Annotated in this window: 19 protein-coding genes; 16 read left to right on the forward strand and 3 right to left on the reverse strand. The window is 26.0% G+C overall.

Annotated elements, in window-relative coordinates; all coding sequences use genetic code 11:
* Positions 1 to 53: 53 nt before the first annotated feature.
* From AS160_RS01420 to AS160_RS01430, 3 genes are read left to right on the forward strand one after another with little or no spacing between them, the layout of a single operon-like run.
* Positions 54 to 1367, forward strand: a complete 1314-nt coding sequence (locus AS160_RS01420; protein WP_165144204.1) for an ABC transporter substrate-binding protein — start codon at positions 54 to 56, stop codon at positions 1365 to 1367.
* 48 nt (positions 1368 to 1415) lie between these two features.
* Positions 1416 to 2291 (forward strand): sugar ABC transporter permease, encoded by an 876-nt coding sequence (locus AS160_RS01425; RefSeq protein ID WP_165144205.1) that lies wholly within the window; start codon positions 1416 to 1418, stop codon positions 2289 to 2291.
* Positions 2292 to 2302: 11 nt separating this feature from the next.
* Positions 2303 to 3148, forward strand: a complete 846-nt coding sequence (locus AS160_RS01430; protein WP_206528028.1) for a carbohydrate ABC transporter permease — start codon at positions 2303 to 2305, stop codon at positions 3146 to 3148.
* Positions 3149 to 3182: 34 nt separating this feature from the next.
* Here the strand turns inward: AS160_RS01430 and AS160_RS01435 are convergent, their stop codons facing one another.
* Positions 3183 to 4388, reverse strand: coding sequence for a hypothetical protein (locus AS160_RS01435; protein ID WP_165144206.1), 1206 nt, complete (start codon positions 4386 to 4388; stop codon positions 3183 to 3185).
* A gap of 268 nt (positions 4389 to 4656) precedes the next feature.
* Between AS160_RS01435 and AS160_RS01440 the strand changes: the two genes are divergently transcribed.
* The gene (locus tag AS160_RS01440; RefSeq protein ID WP_165144207.1) at positions 4657 to 6012 is read left to right on the forward strand and encodes an MFS transporter; all 1356 of its coding nucleotides are present in this window, start codon (positions 4657 to 4659) and stop codon (positions 6010 to 6012) included.
* A 23-nt stretch (positions 6013 to 6035) separates the two neighbouring features.
* Here the strand turns inward: AS160_RS01440 and fliS are convergent, their stop codons facing one another.
* Both fliS and AS160_RS01450 read right to left on the reverse strand, forming a co-directional pair.
* A complete protein-coding gene (fliS, locus tag AS160_RS01445) occupies positions 6036 to 6476 on the reverse strand; it encodes a flagellar export chaperone FliS (protein ID WP_165144208.1) in 441 nt (146 codons plus the stop codon).
* A 9-nt stretch (positions 6477 to 6485) separates the two neighbouring features.
* Positions 6486 to 7091: a hypothetical protein gene (locus AS160_RS01450; protein ID WP_165144209.1), complete on the reverse strand. Its 606-nt coding sequence runs from the start codon at positions 7089 to 7091 to the stop codon at positions 6486 to 6488.
* A 348-nt stretch (positions 7092 to 7439) separates the two neighbouring features.
* Between AS160_RS01450 and AS160_RS01455 the strand changes: the two genes are divergently transcribed.
* The 12 genes from AS160_RS01455 to AS160_RS01510 form a co-directional block, all read left to right on the forward strand.
* The gene (locus tag AS160_RS01455) at positions 7440 to 7973 is read left to right on the forward strand and encodes a cupin domain-containing protein (RefSeq protein WP_165144210.1); all 534 of its coding nucleotides are present in this window, start codon (positions 7440 to 7442) and stop codon (positions 7971 to 7973) included.
* A 20-nt stretch (positions 7974 to 7993) separates the two neighbouring features.
* The gene (gene speD, locus AS160_RS01460) at positions 7994 to 8389 is read left to right on the forward strand and encodes an adenosylmethionine decarboxylase (RefSeq protein ID WP_165144211.1); all 396 of its coding nucleotides are present in this window, start codon (positions 7994 to 7996) and stop codon (positions 8387 to 8389) included.
* Positions 8390 to 8399: 10 nt separating this feature from the next.
* Entirely contained in the window at positions 8400 to 9281 is an 882-nt protein-coding gene (speE, locus tag AS160_RS01465) for a polyamine aminopropyltransferase (protein ID WP_165144212.1), read from the forward strand.
* A gap of 46 nt (positions 9282 to 9327) precedes the next feature.
* On the forward strand, positions 9328 to 10332 hold the full coding sequence (locus tag AS160_RS01470; RefSeq protein WP_165144213.1) for a radical SAM protein: 1005 nt from the start codon (positions 9328 to 9330) through the stop codon (positions 10330 to 10332).
* A gap of 73 nt (positions 10333 to 10405) precedes the next feature.
* The gene (locus AS160_RS01475) at positions 10406 to 11497 is read left to right on the forward strand and encodes an iron-containing alcohol dehydrogenase family protein (RefSeq protein WP_165144214.1); all 1092 of its coding nucleotides are present in this window, start codon (positions 10406 to 10408) and stop codon (positions 11495 to 11497) included.
* 13 nt (positions 11498 to 11510) lie between these two features.
* Positions 11511 to 12146 (forward strand): histidine phosphatase family protein, encoded by a 636-nt coding sequence (locus AS160_RS01480; RefSeq protein ID WP_165144215.1) that lies wholly within the window; start codon positions 11511 to 11513, stop codon positions 12144 to 12146.
* Positions 12146 to 12853: a 2-phosphosulfolactate phosphatase gene (locus AS160_RS01485; RefSeq protein WP_165144216.1), complete on the forward strand. Its 708-nt coding sequence runs from the start codon at positions 12146 to 12148 to the stop codon at positions 12851 to 12853. Before AS160_RS01480 ends, AS160_RS01485 begins: the two co-directional genes overlap by 1 nt.
* A gap of 19 nt (positions 12854 to 12872) precedes the next feature.
* Entirely contained in the window at positions 12873 to 14522 is a 1650-nt protein-coding gene (locus AS160_RS01490) for a peptidylprolyl isomerase (RefSeq protein WP_165144217.1), read from the forward strand.
* A gap of 9 nt (positions 14523 to 14531) precedes the next feature.
* The gene (locus AS160_RS01495; protein ID WP_165144218.1) at positions 14532 to 14981 is read left to right on the forward strand and encodes a flavin reductase family protein; all 450 of its coding nucleotides are present in this window, start codon (positions 14532 to 14534) and stop codon (positions 14979 to 14981) included.
* A gap of 230 nt (positions 14982 to 15211) precedes the next feature.
* Positions 15212 to 15664: an Hsp20/alpha crystallin family protein gene (locus AS160_RS01500; RefSeq protein ID WP_165144219.1), complete on the forward strand. Its 453-nt coding sequence runs from the start codon at positions 15212 to 15214 to the stop codon at positions 15662 to 15664.
* 77 nt (positions 15665 to 15741) lie between these two features.
* Positions 15742 to 16662, forward strand: a complete 921-nt coding sequence (locus AS160_RS01505; RefSeq protein ID WP_165144220.1) for a transporter substrate-binding domain-containing protein — start codon at positions 15742 to 15744, stop codon at positions 16660 to 16662.
* Between the two features lies 1 nt (position 16663).
* On the forward strand, positions 16664 to 17204 hold a 541-nt coding region (locus AS160_RS01510; RefSeq protein ID WP_165144221.1), incomplete at its 3' end, for a hypothetical protein.

Raw genomic sequence — 17204 nt, forward strand, 5'->3', positions numbered from 1 at the left:
TGTATAATATTAACATATATTTATTTTATTACATAATTAAAGGGGGGAATTATATGAAGAAGTTGTTAGTTTTATTAGTTGTTATTTTAAGTATTTCTATGTTTGCTCAAGTAACTATTGAGTTTTGGCATGCTATGAGCGGTTGGAGAATTGAATTGCTTCAAAGTATGGCTGAAGATTTTATGAAGACGCATCCAGATATTAAAGTTAATGTTCAATACACAGGTTCTTACAGAGACACATTTAACAAGGCTATAGCAGGTGTAAAAGCTGGTAATCCACCTCATATTGTACAAATTTATGATATTGGTACCCAAGCAATGATTGATGGTGGAGTAGCTGTTCCTATTGGTGATTTAATCGAAGAAGATCCAAGTATTGATCAAGGTGCATTTTTAGAACAAGTTACTAATTATTATACAGTTGATGGAAAAATGTATTCTATGCCATTTAATTCATCAACAGCTATATTATTCTATAACAAAACTATGTTCAAAGAAGTTGGTTTAGATCCTAATAAACCACCAAGAACATATGATGAGTTAATAGAATACTCAAGAAAATTACAAAAGAAAGATGCAAATGGAAATGTTGTTAGATACGGTTTAACTTGGCCAACTCACTCATGGTTCTTCGAACAAATGATGGCTGTTCAAAATGCTCCATTAGTAAATAATGGAAATGGTAGGGTTGGAATTAGACCTACAGAAGCTGTATTTAATAGTCAAGAAGGAAAAAATATTTTCAATTTATTCAAAAAAATGACTGATGAAGGATTATTATTAAATACTAAAAGAGAAGATTGGTCAGGTGCAAGACAAATATTCATTTCTCAAAAAGCTGGTATGGTATTATATTCAACATCAGATGTTAAATTTTTTGTTGAAACAGCAAAAGAAAATGGATTTGAAGTTGGTACAGCATTTTTACCAAAACCTGATTTAAGTGTTCAAGGTGGAACTGTTATAGGTGGAGGTTCATTATGGATTCTTAAAGGACATCCAAAAGAAGAAATTGATGCTGCTTGGGAATTTGTAAAATGGATGACAGAACCTGCACAACAAATTAGATGGCATTTAGAAACAGGATATTTCCCAGTTAGAAAAGATGCTATAGAACAATTATTGGCTGAAGGTTTCTATTCAGAAAAACCTAATTATTTAACCGCTATTATGGAATTATTATTATCAAAACAAACAGTTAATACAAATGGTGCAGTTATGGGTGTATTCCCAGAAACAAGAGAAATAATAGAAACAGAATATGAAAATGTTATTAATGGCAAAAAGACAGTCGATAAAGCTTTAAATGACGCTGTTAAAGCTGTAAATGATGCTTTAAAGAGATATAACAGAGTGTTTAAATAATAAAATGGGCGGAGAAATCCGCCCTTTTTTAAAAAAGGAGGAATATACATGTCCTGGAAAAGTAAGTTGACTCCATATTTATTACTTATTCCAACATTTATTATAATAATTATCTTTATTTATTGGCCTGCAGCATACTCTTTTAAATTAAGTTTTTACCAAGAATCTTTTTTTGGAAACAGAAGTGTTTTTGTTGGTCTTGAAAATTTTATAGATTTATTTACAGATCCAGAATATTATACTGTAGTTCTTACTTCATTTTTATATTCTTTTTCTTCAGTTTTTATTACTATATTTATAGCTTTTTTAATTTCTCAACTTTTAGTTCAAAATATACCAGGAACAAGGTTATTTAGGTTATTTATTTTTGCTCCATACGCTATATCGCCAGCAATTGCTGGTACATTGTGGTCATTTTTGCTTACTCCAACAGTTGGATATTTAAATTATCTTTTTTTAGAACTTTTTGGTATTAACACAGATTGGCTTACAACTACACCATATGCTTTTATAGCTGTTATGTTAGCTACTATTTGGAAAATGTTACCTTTTGATTTGATCTTTTATATAGCTGGACTACAATCGATTCCAGATTCATTATTGGAATCTTCAATGATAGATGGTGCTAATTTGTGGCAGAGAATGTGGAAGATTAAATTCCCACTACTATCACCAATAACTTTCTATTTATTTATCATGAATTTTACAACTACTATGTTTGCTTCTTTTGGTATTATAGATATAATGACAAAAGGTGGACCTCTTGGTACAACTACTACTATGATTTATAAGTTATATTTAGACGCTTTTGCATTCCAAAATAATGGTTCTGCTGCTGCCCAATCTATTATAATGTTTGCAATAATGGGTATTATTACTGTTATTTACTTTAAAGGCGTCGAAAAATCTGTTCATTATCAGTGAGGTGATTAACAATGGCTTCAAGTATTTCTAAACGTAATAGAAGAAATTTAATACTTTCTGAAATTACTTTAATAATAATATCTTTAATTATAATGGCTCCTGTATTATTAGCTTTAAGTATGAGTTTTATGAAACCAAATGAAGTTTATACATTTCCACCAAAATTGTTTCCTAGTTCTTTACATTGGGAAAATTATAAGGAAGCATTGCAATTGGTAGATTTAAGTAGAATGTTATTAAATTCTGCCATTGTTGCATTTTTTATAACTTTTGGAAAATTAATTACAGGTACATTGGCTGGTTATGCTTTTGCCAATTTTCAATTTAAAGGTAAAAACCTTTCATTTATGTTGTTATTTATAACCTTATTTTTACCAGCTGAAACTGTAATGATTTTGCCACTATTTTTAATAATGAAACAATTTGGATGGATAAATACATATTATGCTTTGATTATACCCTTTACAGCTAGTGCAACAAATGCTTTTTTAATGAGACAACATTTTATGACAATTCCTAAAGAACTTAGTGATGCCGCTAAAATTGACGGAGCAACTTCTATGCAATATTTTTGGAGAATATTATTACCATTATCAAAATCCATGCTTGGTGGTGCTGCATTAATTAATTTTGTATATGCCTGGAATCTTTATTTGTGGCCATTAATTGTAACTATGGATGACAAAATGAAAACAGTGCAAATAGGGGTTAAAATGTTAATTGATGCTGAAGCTGCTAATAATTGGGGAACTATTATGGCAGGTACAATGATCGCTCTTGTGCCAACACTGATTATATTCTTTGCAATTCAAAATTTATTTGTTAAAAGTCTTGTTAGCTCCGGTCTTAAAGGATAAAAACAATGCTGCAAACCGCAGCATTGTTTTTAAATTAAAATAATATATCTATTCCCAATCTTATAAATGGTGTATTTGACTCTTCAAAATTTCCTTCTAAAACACTTTCAAATTTATATCCTCCATTAATTGTTATTCCAAAATTATCTGTTATTAAAAATTCCATACCAATATTTGGGCTTATTCCAATAGCTATATTAGTTGCATATTCAGTATCATAATCTAATGAAGAACTCATATATACATCCGTTCCAATTTGAGGCATTATATTTCCAAAAGCCTTCATATAGTATAATGATATTCCTGTTGAAAAATTAGATTTATTTCCAAAGATAAAATCTATATATGTTCCAAACCCGAAACCTCTATAATTATCTCCTATAAAATCCATTCTAAAAATATAATTATTATCTAACATATATCCGCCACTTAATGTAAAATGTCCTCTTATTGGAGATAAATCTGGATTTTCTACTACTTTTATATTTTCGGAAATCTCAAATTTAGGTTTTACTAATATTTCTAATATAGCAGAATTCTCAGATAATTCCCTTACTATAAGTTTTCCATCTTTTTTTCTGTAAACATCATCGTTAATTTTATATATTTTTGCAAATGAAAACATCATACCCTTATATATTCCAACATTTCTACCTGAGTCAATTAAAACCATATTATTTTCTATATTTATTATATTTGCTGATATTAAAAACAACTTATTCATTCTATATACTAATGAACTAACTAAATTATCTATTGCAAAATCTTTTGCATTTTCTCTTGCTTCATCTTCACTAACAAATTTTGTTACACTATAACTTCCAAAAGTATCTATAGTTTTAACTTCTAAAATCTGACTAGTTTCAACATCTATTAATCTATACGCCCCTTCTATTTCATATTCATACCAAACATTTCCTTCATCATCTGTTTTCCTTCTAGAATTAGCATCAATTACTTCTACATATACAATATAATCTGCAGCTAATTGATTCAAATTAAAATCTTTTTTATTTGCTACACCACTTAAAATCCTTTCAATTTCATTCATCACGCTTAGATTTCTTTCTATAAGTCTATATTTCCCCATTTCAATAATTCTTTCCTTTAATTTGTGTTCAACCTTATTTGATATCATTGAATATCCTTTTGTGTAAATTAATAATGTTTTTCTGTTATCTTCTGAAAAAGCTACTAACGATGTCAGTATAAAAATTAAAACTATAAATTTTTTCCACATAGAATCACCTCCAAATTTATTAAAAATTTTCATATTTTATAAAAATGTTTATATCACGTTTTATATTATACCAAATATCACACCAATTTTCCATCAAAATTTATCCTATAATATAATAATATAATTTTCACAAAATTTTAAATTTAATAAATAATAATTCTGTCATATAATTATAGATTAACAATAACTAAATTTTTTTTTGTTTAAAGAATATGATATGATATCGGTAACGTTACCGATATCGTTAAAATTTTTAGGGGGGAGATAAATGGTAGAAAGATTACCAACATGGAAAAAGTGGATGTATGCGTTAGGACAATTAGGATGGTCTTTAGCAAGTTTTGCTATAGGAAATGCTCTTGTTTATTTTTTCATGCCGCCAGAAGGAGTAACTATACAACAATTCATTCCCAGAGGAACTGTTTTTCTTGGATTAACTGTTGTAGGTTTAGCCTTAGGAGTATCAAGATTATTTGATGCAATTACAGATCCTTTAGTTGCAACTATGTCAGATAGAAGCAAGTTAAAATTGGGAAAAAGAAGAGGTTTTTTAGCAATAAGCGTACTACCTTTCGCAATATTTTCATTTCTTCCATTTTTACCACCATCAAATAATTATACGTTAAATACTATATGGTTATTTAGTACTGTTATTATTTTCTACTGGTTAATGACTATGTATGTTACGCCTTTTTTTGCTTGGATGAGTGAACTTGGCCATGATCCAAATGAAAGACTAACTCTTAGTACAATGATTTCAATTACCTGGGCTATTGGATATGTTTTGGGAACTCAAATATATCTTTTCCAATCAATTTTAGAAAATGCTGGTTTTGAATCAACTAAAGCATTCCAAATAGTTGTAATTATATATGGAATTATAAGTTTTATTTTCATGTTGTTACCAGTATTATTTATTGATGAGAAGAAATATTGTGAAGAAAGGACTTTAAATGAAGGTGGCTTGGAATCAGTAATTAATGCGTTTAAAGAAAAGAATTTTAGAATTTTTGTTTTACAAGATTTATTGTATTGGTTTGGTTTAACAGGTATTAGTCTTGGTTTAGTGTATTATGTTGTAATACTATTAGGATTACCAAAAGAGCAAGCTTCGCAAGTTCAATTAATAATGTTTTTACTTTCTTTTATTTTCTATGTTCCAGTTAATTTTATAGCTAAAAAAACTGGAAAAAAGAAATTATTAATGTCAGGTTTTATTATATTTGCTATAAACTTTGTATTTTTAGCCTTTTTAGGAAAGGTTCCTTTATCCCCATATATTCAAAGTTATATAGTCGCAATATTATCAGCTATTCCTTTAGCAATTTTTGGTATATTACCTAATGCAATGATAGCAGATATAGCAGAAGCACATGGAAGAGAAACAGGGAATTATAAAGCTGCAGTATTTTTTGGAGCAAGAACTTTTATGCAAAAATTAGGTCAAACTATAGCTGGATTGATATTTCCTTCAATATTTATTTGGGGATCTGATCAAGTAAATGCAACGGGGTTACGGGTAAGTGCAATAATATCTATGATTTTTATGATCCTAGGTTTTATATTATTAATCTTATATAATGAAAAGAAAATATTAAAAATATTAAATGCTGAATCTATATAAAGGTTGGATTTTTTTCCAACCTTTTATGTTGATATATCAAATCCTTTTCTTTCCGGACCATTAACCTGTTGTTTGATTACATCTCCTGCTTGTTTCATTGCTTCTCTCCAAGCTTCCAATAATGTATTTAATAATGATTTTACTTCTTCTAATATTTCAATATCCTTATTCAAATTAGCTTCTAATAATCTTCTATACATATATGTATATAGTGCTCTTAAATTTTTTGATATTTCTCCACCCTTTTCCATATCAAGAGATAAATTTAATTCCATAATAATATCTTCCACTCTAATTATTTGATTATTTGCATCAGCTATTTTTTTTTCTTCTATATATTTCTTTGCTCTATTTAATCTTTCTATTGCATTTAAATATAATAATTCTACAAGTTTAGCTGGGCTAGCTGTTTTTACCATATTTTCTACATATTTATTATTAGCATTTTGATTTGGTTGATACATTTAATCACCTCACTCAATCTCGTTAATTGCATTTTTAAAAGCGTTTTTAAAAATTTCTAATATTTCAGAAAATTCATAGTCTAATATATCTGAAATTTCAACATTATCAGAAATATTTTGTGAATCTATTATTTTTTCTAATATTTCTTTTTGTCTATTCATATCTTCTTCACTAATAAATTGTTTATTTAAAACCTTTGATGCTTGAGATAGGATTGTATTCATAGCTTGTAATCCTTCAGCTAAAGCTGCAATCATTTTATGCCCTTCATTGCTATTTAACATAATTTCTTTAGATATTGAACTTAAAGAGTCTTCTATTTTATTTATATATTGTTCTCCTTCTAATAATAACTTTTTTACTAATCCATATAAATCATCAAAGGTCAATTCTATTGTTTCTCCACCTTCGAAAAATGCATTTTTTATTTCATCATAATACTTCATAGGTATTTCTTTCTCATTTATTTTCATATTTGTAAGAACTGAATTTAATTTTTCTGTTTGAAAAAAATTCACCAATTCACTAAAATTATTAAATTGATCTTTTGAAAATTCTCTTTCAAAAGTTTGATTGTCTGATTCATAAATAATTTTAACTTTAATTTTATCCATTATATTTACCTCCTAATTCTTTTCATAATATATATCGCCTAATTATATTACGCTCTTAATAAATTATATCATTAATAGATTATATCATTAATTCAAGAAAAAGACAAAATGCCATGTAAAAAAAAATTAATCTTAACAACATAGTTTTGATAAAAAAAATGTTGACATTAAAAAGAAAAAAGACTATAATAATAAACGTATTGTTTAGTTAACTATTCATAGAATTTTATAAAATTTGTTTTTTCATATAATTTTTTAATCTATATTACACGAAATATATTTCAATAAAAGGTTTTGATTGTTTATTAAAAAATACATTTAAGATGCATTAAAAGCACAGGTGATATTATGAAAATAGGTGAGAAGTTAAAAAAATTAAGACTTTCTCGCGGTTTAACACAAGAAGAATTAGCAGTAAGAGCTGACCTTACTAGAGGGTTTATTTCTCAACTTGAAAGAGATTTAACTTCTCCTACTCTTGAAAGTTTAGAAATGATCTTAAGAGCTTTAGGTACTAATTTAAAAGAATTTTTCTCTGATTTTGAAGAAAAAAAGATTATATATAAAAAATCGGAAAGAGTTCCTATTTATGATACTCCAGATGGTGTCAAAGAAGAGTTATTGATGACAGATACAGAAGTAAAAAAAATAGAGCCTATTATTGTAGAATTAGATCCTCTAGCTAAAACAGAAGAAGAAAATTATCATGAGGGATCGGAATTTGGTTATGTTTTAGAAGGAAATATTGAACTTTGGTTAGATGACGTAAAACATAAGGCAAAAACAGGAGACTCCTTTTATTTTAAATCAGATAAAATACACTATATTAAAAATTCTAGCAAAAAGAAAAAAGCAAAAATATTATGGATAGAAATCCAATAATACCATGGGGAGGGTTGCATATGGCTAAATCATTGGGAAGACATATTATAGCTGAATTTTATGAATGTGATAAAGATATTCTAGATGATGTTGATAAAATTGAAGAATTAATGAAAAAAGCATCTATCGAATCCGGTGCAACTATAGTTACTTCAACTTTCCACAGATTTTTGCCCCATGGGGTAAGTGGAGCTGTAATTGTTTCTGAATCTCATTTTGCTATTCATACTTGGCCTGAATACGGATATGCTTCTGTAGATATTTATACTTGTGGAGACCATGTTGATCCATGGAAAAGCTTTGAATTTTTAAAAAAGAATTTTAATTCACAAAGAGCACAAACAATAGAACATTTAAGAGGAATATACGAAGAAATTGGTATAGATGAAAATTCCCCACATAAAGTGGAAGCATAGGAGGGATATTATGGAAAATAATTTAGAAGCTGGAAGACATTTATTATATATGGAATGGTATACAGGTGGAGATGTTGGATTATTCATGAAAATGAATAGAGTTTTATTTTCAGGACAAAGCGAAATTCAAAGAGTAGATGTTTTTGAAAATCCAGAATTAGGAAGAGTTTTTTCTTTAGATGGAATTACTATGACAACAGAAGTTGATGAATTTATGTATCATGAAATGATTTCACATGTTCCAATGTTTATTCATCCAAACCCAAAAAGAGTATTAGTAATTGGCGGCGGAGACGGAGGAACAACTAGAGAAGTTTTAAAACATCCATCTGTTGAAGAAGTAATATTATGCGAAATCGATCCATTAGTTATTGAAGCTGCTAGAAACTATTTACCAACAACTAGTGTTGAATTTAATAATCCAAAATTGAAAATAGTTAACGAAAATGGCGCTGAATATATAAAACAATTTGAAAATTATTTTGATGTAATTATAGTTGATTCAACTGATCCTACAGCAGGAGAAGGTGGTCATTTATTTACAGAAGACTTCTATAGAGCATGTTATAACGCTTTAACTGAAAATGGAGTATTTTCTGCAGAAACAGAAGATCCTTTTTATGACAGAGCTTGGGTAGGTATTGCATACAATAGAATAAGAAATGTATTCCCTGTTGCAAAAGTTTATTTAGGATTTATGACAACATATCCATCTGGAATGTGGTCATATACTTTTGCATCAAAGGGCTTAGATCCTTTAAAAGATTTCAATCCTGAAAAAGTAAGAAAATTTGAAAAGAAAGATGCATTAAAATATTATAATGAAGAAATTCATGTAGCAAGTTTTGCTCTTCCAAATTTTGTTAAAAAACTTATAGGATTAGAAAAATAATAAACCGGTGGGTAACCCGCCGGTTTATTTTTAAAAGGTGGTGTATATGTCTAAAGAGTATATTATTCCAATTTTTATACCTCATGCTGGATGTAAAAAAATTTGTGTGTTTTGCAATGAATATTCAGCTACTGGTTTTAAACTTAAACCTAATATAAATACGTTAAATGATACTTTTAATAAATATAAAAATTACTTCCCAAAAAATGTAAACCCTTATATTGCATTCTATGGTTCTACATTTACAGGTATGAATATTGATTTAATGAAATTTTATTTAGATTGGGCACAAGAAAAAATAAACTCCGGATTATCTTCTGGTATAAGATTTTCAACTTCACCAGAAGAAATATCTGAAGAAAAAATACAAATTTTAAAATATTATAGTATAAATTTTATTGAACTTGGTATTCAATCATTTTATAATGATGTGCTTATTGCTTCTAATAGGCCACACGATATTATTGATGTTTGGAATGCCATAACACTTCTAGAGAAATATAATATAGACTATGGAATACATTTAATGACTGGATTACCAAATAGCTCATACAATAAAGATATTAATTCTGCTTTAATTTCCACATTTATAAATGCTAAAACAGTTAGAATACATCCTACTGTTATATTAAAAAACTCGCACTTAGAATCAATGTATAAAAATTTTAAATTTATTCCTGAATCATTAGAGGAAGCAATAAATAAAGTTGCTAAAATGACAATAATAATCGAGTCGGTTAATAAAAAAGTTATTAGATTAGGTATATGTTTATACGGCAAAGAAAAGGAAAATGTTGTAGCCGGACCATACCATGACTCTTTTGGAGATTTAGTTAGAACAAAAATATCTGAGTATTTAATTATTAATTTCCCAAATCTAATAGTTCCAATAAATTTTAAATCTAATTTTATAGGATTCAAAAGGAAAAATATTAAATTATTGGAAAAATCCAATATAACATTTCATAATAAAAATTATTTTATATTAAACAATAATAAAATTGATTATATTTCATTATTAAATAAACTTTTAAATAGGGAATTCATTTGAATTCCTTATTTTTTTAAGTATTTTCTAAGAAAATAGTGTATAATATAATTAATAATTAATATGGAGGTGTAACATGTTATACTATATGCCTACAAAATTATATTATGGTAAAAACATTATTTTTGAACATAAAAACGAAATGATATTAGGCGAAAAAGCTATTATCGTTACCGGGAGAAATTCTGCAAAAATAACAGGCGCATTAGACGATGTTATATCAATATTAAAAGAGTTTAAAATTCCTTTTATTCACTATAATGAAATTGGAGAAAATCCTACATATGACATGGTTATAAAAGGAAGAAATATAGCTATAGAAAATGAATGCGATTTTGTTATAGCTATTGGCGGCGGGAGCCCAATGGATGCTGGTAAAGCTATCGCCGTATTAACCGCTAATCCTGAATTAAATCCTGATGATTTATTTGATATGAATAATTATGATGTTGCTTTACCTATAGTAACAATACCAACAACCTCTGGAACGGGTAGTGAAGTTACTGAATATTCTGTTTTAACTAAACCAGATGGAAAAAAAAGCGGTTTTAAAAGTAATTTAATTTTCCCTGATGTATCTTATTTAGATCCAAAATACATGATAAAAATGAATAAAGAGTTAACTATCACAACTGCCGTTGATGCTCTATCTCATGCTGTAGAAGGGGTTCTTTCCAAAAAATCTACTATTATTTCTGATATGCTTGCAAAAGAATCCATCTCATTAATATATAAATACTTACCAAAAACTTTAAATGATCTTGAAAACTTAAAATATAGAGAGAAATTAGCAATTGCGTCTGCTTTAGCTGGTATGGTAATTGCTCAAACTGGAACAATTTTACCTCATTCACTTGGATATAGAATTACTATTCATAAAGGAATTAGACATGGACAAGCAACTGCTGTGTTTTTACCTTTTGTTGCAAAAGAGGTTGATAAAGTATCTCCAGAAAAAACACAAATTTTAAAAGATATTTTTGGATCATTAGATGAATTCCATTTATTCTTAAAAAATCTTGGAATTTATGATTTTAAAATTAATTTTAATGCTGAAGAATTAGAATTATTCACTAAAGATGTTCTTAATTCTTCTCATATTACAAATACTCCTGGAAAATATGATAAAGATAAAATAATTGAATTTTATAATAACTTAACTAAATAATGGAGGTAATAATTTGAAAGTATTTCTTATAAGACATGGATTAACTCAATGGAATATAGAAAAAAAATGGCAAGGTACTGCCGATATAGAACTTAGTAAAATTGGGTTAATTCAAGCGGAAAATCTTGCAAAAAGATTTAAAAATGAAAATTATTCAAAAGTTTATTCATCTAGTTTAAAACGAGCATACCAAACCGCTTTACCAATAGCTAAAAACATTAATTCAACACCTATAATAGCCGAAGGTTTAGAAGAAGCTAATGTTTCATTATGGAATGGATATAATATTGATGAAGTTAAGTCAAAATTTTCTAATGAATTCAAATTATGGACTTCTGACCCGTGGGCTTATATAGAAGGAGTTGAATCATTGGGAGATGTTCAAAAAAGAGGAATATTCACTATAAAAAATATATTGAAAAATAATAATGATAATATAGTTATTGTATCTCATGGACTTTTAATAAGAACAATTATATGTTGGATATTAAACTTACCTTTAAATCAACATAGAAATTTTATGCTAGATAATGGATCGGTAACAACTTTTGAGTACGAAAATGGTAAAAAACGATTATTAAATTTAAATGAAACATGGCATTTAGATTTAGATAATATTATTCATCCAAAAACAGCGGAGGAGGAGTAATGAGACTATATACATATTTTTTACCTACTGAAAATATAGAAACACATAAATATTATATTGTAATTGATACATTAAGAGCTACATCAACTATAGCTACATTATTATCTGTTGGTGCATCTCAAATTACTATTATTGATGATTATAAAAATATAGATTCTAAAGATAATAATTACTTTCTTATCGGAGAAAGAAATGCTGTAAAAATAAATGGGTTTGATTATTCAAACTCACCTTCAGATATTTTAAAAAATGCTGTTAATTTTAAAAATAAGAAAATAATATTATCAACGACTAATGGTTCTAAGGCTCTATTAACAGCTAATTCAAAAGGAATAACAATTGCTGCTTCTTTATTAAATTTAAAAGCAGTGGTGCAATATATATTAATAAAAAAAATTGATGACATTGGTATTATTTGTAGTGGGTCTAATGGAAATATTTCCTTAGAAGATGTTTTTACAGCAGGTAGAATTTTAAGTATTTTAGCAAAACAGGATATTACATATTTAAATGATGATTCATATATTGCTTTAAATATGGCAAATATTCCACATGCAAGAGTTATGCAATATTCAAGTCATGCTCAAAAATTAAAAAAATTAGGTTTAGAAAAAGATTTAAAAATTTGTTTTAATGAAAATTTATTAAATGTTGTGCCTATTTCTAAAATGAAAGAAAATAAATTTAAATCAAAAATAGATATTTAAAATAATACGGAGGTGTAGTATGAAAAAATTTATCTTAGTTTTACTATTAGTTGTATTTAGTATTTTTGCATTTTCTGATGTAATTGGTTATTTAACAAAAAATGGTAAGGTTTTGGAGGATTATTCTTTAAATGATAAAACCTTCGAAATTGAATATCTAAATAGAATGAATTCGTTACAACAAAATGGACAACAATATGACAAATTCCAAGAACCATATTATATGTTATCAACAATAAAAGATTTAATAAACTATATGATTCTTGAATATTATGCAAAGGAAAATGGTTATGTTGCTAATATGGAAAAAGTTAATCAACAAATTGATAATTTAATTTCACAATATTTTAGCAATGAACAAACCAAAGAACAAGTTATTAATTACTTTGGTTCTGAAGAGAGTTTTAAAGATTATTTAAAAAATAATATTCTAATGAATGAATATTATAATTATATAGATAGTACTATTGGAAATGTTTCATCAAATGAAATTGACGAATATGTGGAAAATAATTTCGAAGCTCTAAAATTAGAAAACGAAAAAGTACTAACAAAACATATTTTAGTTACAGATGAGGCTACTGCTAATAATATCTTAAATGAAATAAAAAACGGATTAATAACATTTGAGGATGCTGCAAAAAAATACTCAATTGATTCTCAATCAAGTAAAAATGGCGGAAGTATTGATTGGGTTTCTAAAAATCAAGTTGTTCCTGAATACTTTAATGCAGCTTTTAACGCCAATGTAGGCGAAATTGTTGGTCCAATAAAATCTGATTATGGATATCATATTATCAAATTGGAAGATAAAAAAGTTTACAATTCAATTGAAAAAATGAAATCAGATAACGCATTAATGGAAGATATAAAAAATAAAATAAAAAATGAAAAATTGTATAATTGGTACAATGAATATTCTAAAAACTTTAGTTATGCTTTAAAATATGAGCCTTTAATATATGAGGAAAAAATAGAAAAAGCTGAAACTTTAGAAGAAAAAATGGAAATTGAAAAAAAATTGTATGACTCAATTAGAACAAATGAAAATGCTCCTGAATTATGGAAAATGAGTTATTTAAATTTATTAAAAGAATTAAATCAAACTATACCTGAAGTAATTGAGCTAGAAAATATTATTTTAAAGTATAAAAATTCCGAATATTCAAAAATGAACGAAGATGAAATTGGACAAAAAATTGACTATTTAGAAAATAAATTGAATAATATTAATGAAGAAGATGAAAAAAATAAAATAAACGCGTTAAAAAAAGATTTGGAAGGTTTATATTACGCAAAAATTATGTATCCTGAATTATTTGAAAATACAATTAATATAGAAAACAACTATTTAGATGAATTAAAAAACAGAGAATTCAATATTCTTAAAGAATTTTATTTAAAAGAAAAAGATATGGAAACATTAATAAGATTATATGAATTAAATCCAAAAGATCCCGAAATCTCTTTTGAATATAACTATACATATTATCAATACATTAAACAATACATTACTTCTCAACCAAAAGATGTTATTCAACCTGAATTAGAAAAAATATTAAAATCTTTTGAAGATATAGTATCTAATACAAATAATGAAGAAATTAAATCAGAATCACAAAAAATAATTGAAGAAATTAAAACAACATTAAAAAATATGATGGAATAGGTGGTTAATATGGATGCTTTAGGAAAAATATATAATGTAGCTTCTATTATTACAATGAATTCTCATGGATTATTAAACGGAATTACAGTTGCATGGATAACTAGAGTATCCATAACACCTCCTATGATTGCTATTTCAATAGGAAAACAACGTTATTCATATAAATTATTAGAAGAAACAGATAAATTTGGTGTTTGTATATTATCAAAAGAACAAAAGGATATTGCTAGACTTTTCGGAAGCAAAAGCGGGAGAAATACAAATAAATTTGAAAATATTAATTATGAGTTAACTGAAAATGGTATTCCTAAAATACTAGATTCAATAGCTTTTTTCGAATGCAATATTGTTAATAAAACTGAAGCGGGTGATCATATAATATATATTGGAAAAATTATTAATCAAGAGCTATTAAAAAATGAACAGCCTTTATTATATGGAGATCATCAACTATTTTGAAAAATAATAGGCATATAGCGCTTCAGTTTTTTAGGATTTACTATAAGATTATTTTTTTCTTATCAAACAAAAGTAAAGATTGCTATAATTTTTAGTAAATTTTATATTTATTATAATTACAACTATCATAATAATATTGTTATATATATTTTTTAAAGATTTGAACCTTCAAATATTTTTTTCGTCTTAATATACGGAAACTGATAAAAATTAAAAAAGGAGGGGATATCATGAGTGAAATCAGAAAATACGAAAGAGGAACAAACTTTTTTGAACCATTTGAAACTTTGAAAAGAGAAATAGAAAGATTATTTGATGATTTCGGCTCTCTTGATATCTTCGAAACTTCTAAAATAGCTATGCCAAGTATAGATATTTACGAAACCGAAAAAGATATAGTCATAGAAGCAGATGTGCCAGGTTATGATAAAAAAGATATTAACTTAAGATTAGATGATGATATTTTAACTATATCAGCAGAAAAGAGAGATGACAAAGAGGAAAAGGGTAGAAATTATATCAAAAGAGAAAGATATTTTGGAAAATTTGAAAGATCCATTAAATTACCAGATTACATAGATTTTGATAAAATCAAAGCAAAATTCAACGCTGGAGTTTTAAAAATAGAAATACCTAAATTACCAGAAAAAGCTAAAAAATTTAAACAAATAAATATTGATTAAACAAATCTCCAGGGGTTCTCCTGGAGATTTTTAATTTTATTATGGTATAATTAAAAAAAATTAATGGAGTGTACTATATGAAAAAATTTTTATTTATATTTTTAATACTTTATTTATTTAACCAATCTTACGCCCGCACATTAAATGAGATTTTAGAATCAGGATATTTAATAATAGGGATAAGAAATATCCCCAGCGAAATAATATATCAACCTGATGTTAATGAAAAAAAAGGATTTTGCTACGAACTAGCAGAAGCCTTTGCAGATTATATCAATGTTGACCTAAAAATTAAAACTGTAGAATTTTTCGAAGATTATTGGACAAAAAACAATAACTCAAAAACCCCTGATATTTATAATGAAGTTGATATTGTTACTGATATTATAACCGTAACCGAAGAAAGAAAAAGAGTTGTCAATATGGTACCTTTTATAGAAAATGCTGAATTATTTTTTTCAAGAATAAATGAAAAAATAGATTCATATAATAATTTTAAAGGAAAAAGAATAATAACAGCAGAAACTTTTAATTATTATGATACAGTAATTAATACTTTAAAAATAAATAATATTGATTTTGTTATAAACAAAATAAAATTCGATGAAAATGACAATTTGATTTATATTGACAAATTAAAAACACCCTCTAAAGATGAGGTTGAAATTCTTGTTTTTCCAAAAGGTATAAAATTTGATAGATATCTTTTTTATTTTTTACTTATGTCAAATAAAGCAGATATAAGTATTGGAGATTCATTTACATTTTTTTCAAAAATATATAAAACTTTATCATTAAAAAATAATTTAAAACCTCTATTTATAGCAAATAATATTGGATATTTAGCTTTTTGTACTTCATATAACACTCCAAAATTAAATGAAACTTTAAAAAGGTTTATTGAATTATTTAAAAAGTCTAAAAAATTTGATATTTTATTTAAAAAATATAGTGGTTTTGAATATAATGAATATTTAAAACTTTTAAAGGTGAATTGAAATGAAATTAGAAAAAATATTATTTAAAAATATTTTAATTCTTAATATAATAGTTATTCTTATTACTTTTATTACTTCATTAAGTCTTAGAATAACACAAATAATAAAAGATGAAAATGATTATTTATTTCTAACATCAAAAATGTTCGAAACATATTTAGATAATACTTTATCTAAGATATATTCTTATTCAGAAAATATTTTAGAAAAAAATGATATTGTTTTTATTTTTGACAAAAATCCTTTGATAAAAAATTTTTCTTTAAACGCTTTAGAACTAGAATTCAATAATATTATAAAAAATAATAGTTTTATTAACGGTATAACTATAACAGATAATAATAATATAATTTTAAAAACCGGAAATATAGATATTAAAAATCCTATTTACTTGTCAAATAATTGTTTTTGTATTAATATCATTAACAATATTAGTGAAAACAAATTTATATTTTTTACTTTAAATTTAAATGATATATTCAATAATTTTATGAATACAATAGAAAAGCCTCTAGGATTATTGATAAACTATAATAATAATT

This window comes from Marinitoga sp. 38H-ov (assembly GCF_011057715.1).
In the GTDB taxonomy this organism is placed as follows: Bacteria; Thermotogota; Thermotogae; order Petrotogales; family Petrotogaceae; genus Marinitoga.

What these genes read in the sequence shown, in the direction of transcription:
- speD (WP_165144211.1), top strand. Translation starts at nt 7,994, where the DNA reads ATGGCTAAATCATTGGGAAGACATATTATAGCTGAATTTTATGAATGT.
- AS160_RS01455 (WP_165144210.1), top strand. Translation starts at nt 7,440, where the DNA reads ATGAAAATAGGTGAGAAGTTAAAAAAATTAAGACTTTCTCGCGGTTTA.
- AS160_RS01435 (WP_165144206.1), bottom strand. Translation starts at nt 4,388, where the DNA reads ATGTGGAAAAAATTTATAGTTTTAATTTTTATACTGACATCGTTAGTA.
- AS160_RS01495 (WP_165144218.1), top strand. Translation starts at nt 14,532, where the DNA reads ATGGATGCTTTAGGAAAAATATATAATGTAGCTTCTATTATTACAATG.
- AS160_RS01450 (WP_165144209.1), bottom strand. Translation starts at nt 7,091, where the DNA reads ATGGATAAAATTAAAGTTAAAATTATTTATGAATCAGACAATCAAACT.
- AS160_RS01485 (WP_165144216.1), top strand. Translation starts at nt 12,146, where the DNA reads ATGAGACTATATACATATTTTTTACCTACTGAAAATATAGAAACACAT.
- AS160_RS01505 (WP_165144220.1), top strand. Translation starts at nt 15,742, where the DNA reads ATGAAAAAATTTTTATTTATATTTTTAATACTTTATTTATTTAACCAA.
- speE (WP_165144212.1), top strand. Translation starts at nt 8,400, where the DNA reads ATGGAAAATAATTTAGAAGCTGGAAGACATTTATTATATATGGAATGG.
- AS160_RS01490 (WP_165144217.1), top strand. Translation starts at nt 12,873, where the DNA reads ATGAAAAAATTTATCTTAGTTTTACTATTAGTTGTATTTAGTATTTTT.
- AS160_RS01425 (WP_165144205.1), top strand. Translation starts at nt 1,416, where the DNA reads ATGTCCTGGAAAAGTAAGTTGACTCCATATTTATTACTTATTCCAACA.
- AS160_RS01440 (WP_165144207.1), top strand. Translation starts at nt 4,657, where the DNA reads ATGGTAGAAAGATTACCAACATGGAAAAAGTGGATGTATGCGTTAGGA.
- AS160_RS01420 (WP_165144204.1), top strand. Translation starts at nt 54, where the DNA reads ATGAAGAAGTTGTTAGTTTTATTAGTTGTTATTTTAAGTATTTCTATG.
- AS160_RS01475 (WP_165144214.1), top strand. Translation starts at nt 10,406, where the DNA reads ATGTTATACTATATGCCTACAAAATTATATTATGGTAAAAACATTATT.
- AS160_RS01430 (WP_206528028.1), top strand. Translation starts at nt 2,303, where the DNA reads ATGGCTTCAAGTATTTCTAAACGTAATAGAAGAAATTTAATACTTTCT.
- AS160_RS01470 (WP_165144213.1), top strand. Translation starts at nt 9,328, where the DNA reads ATGTCTAAAGAGTATATTATTCCAATTTTTATACCTCATGCTGGATGT.
- fliS (WP_165144208.1), bottom strand. Translation starts at nt 6,476, where the DNA reads ATGTATCAACCAAATCAAAATGCTAATAATAAATATGTAGAAAATATG.
- AS160_RS01500 (WP_165144219.1), top strand. Translation starts at nt 15,212, where the DNA reads ATGAGTGAAATCAGAAAATACGAAAGAGGAACAAACTTTTTTGAACCA.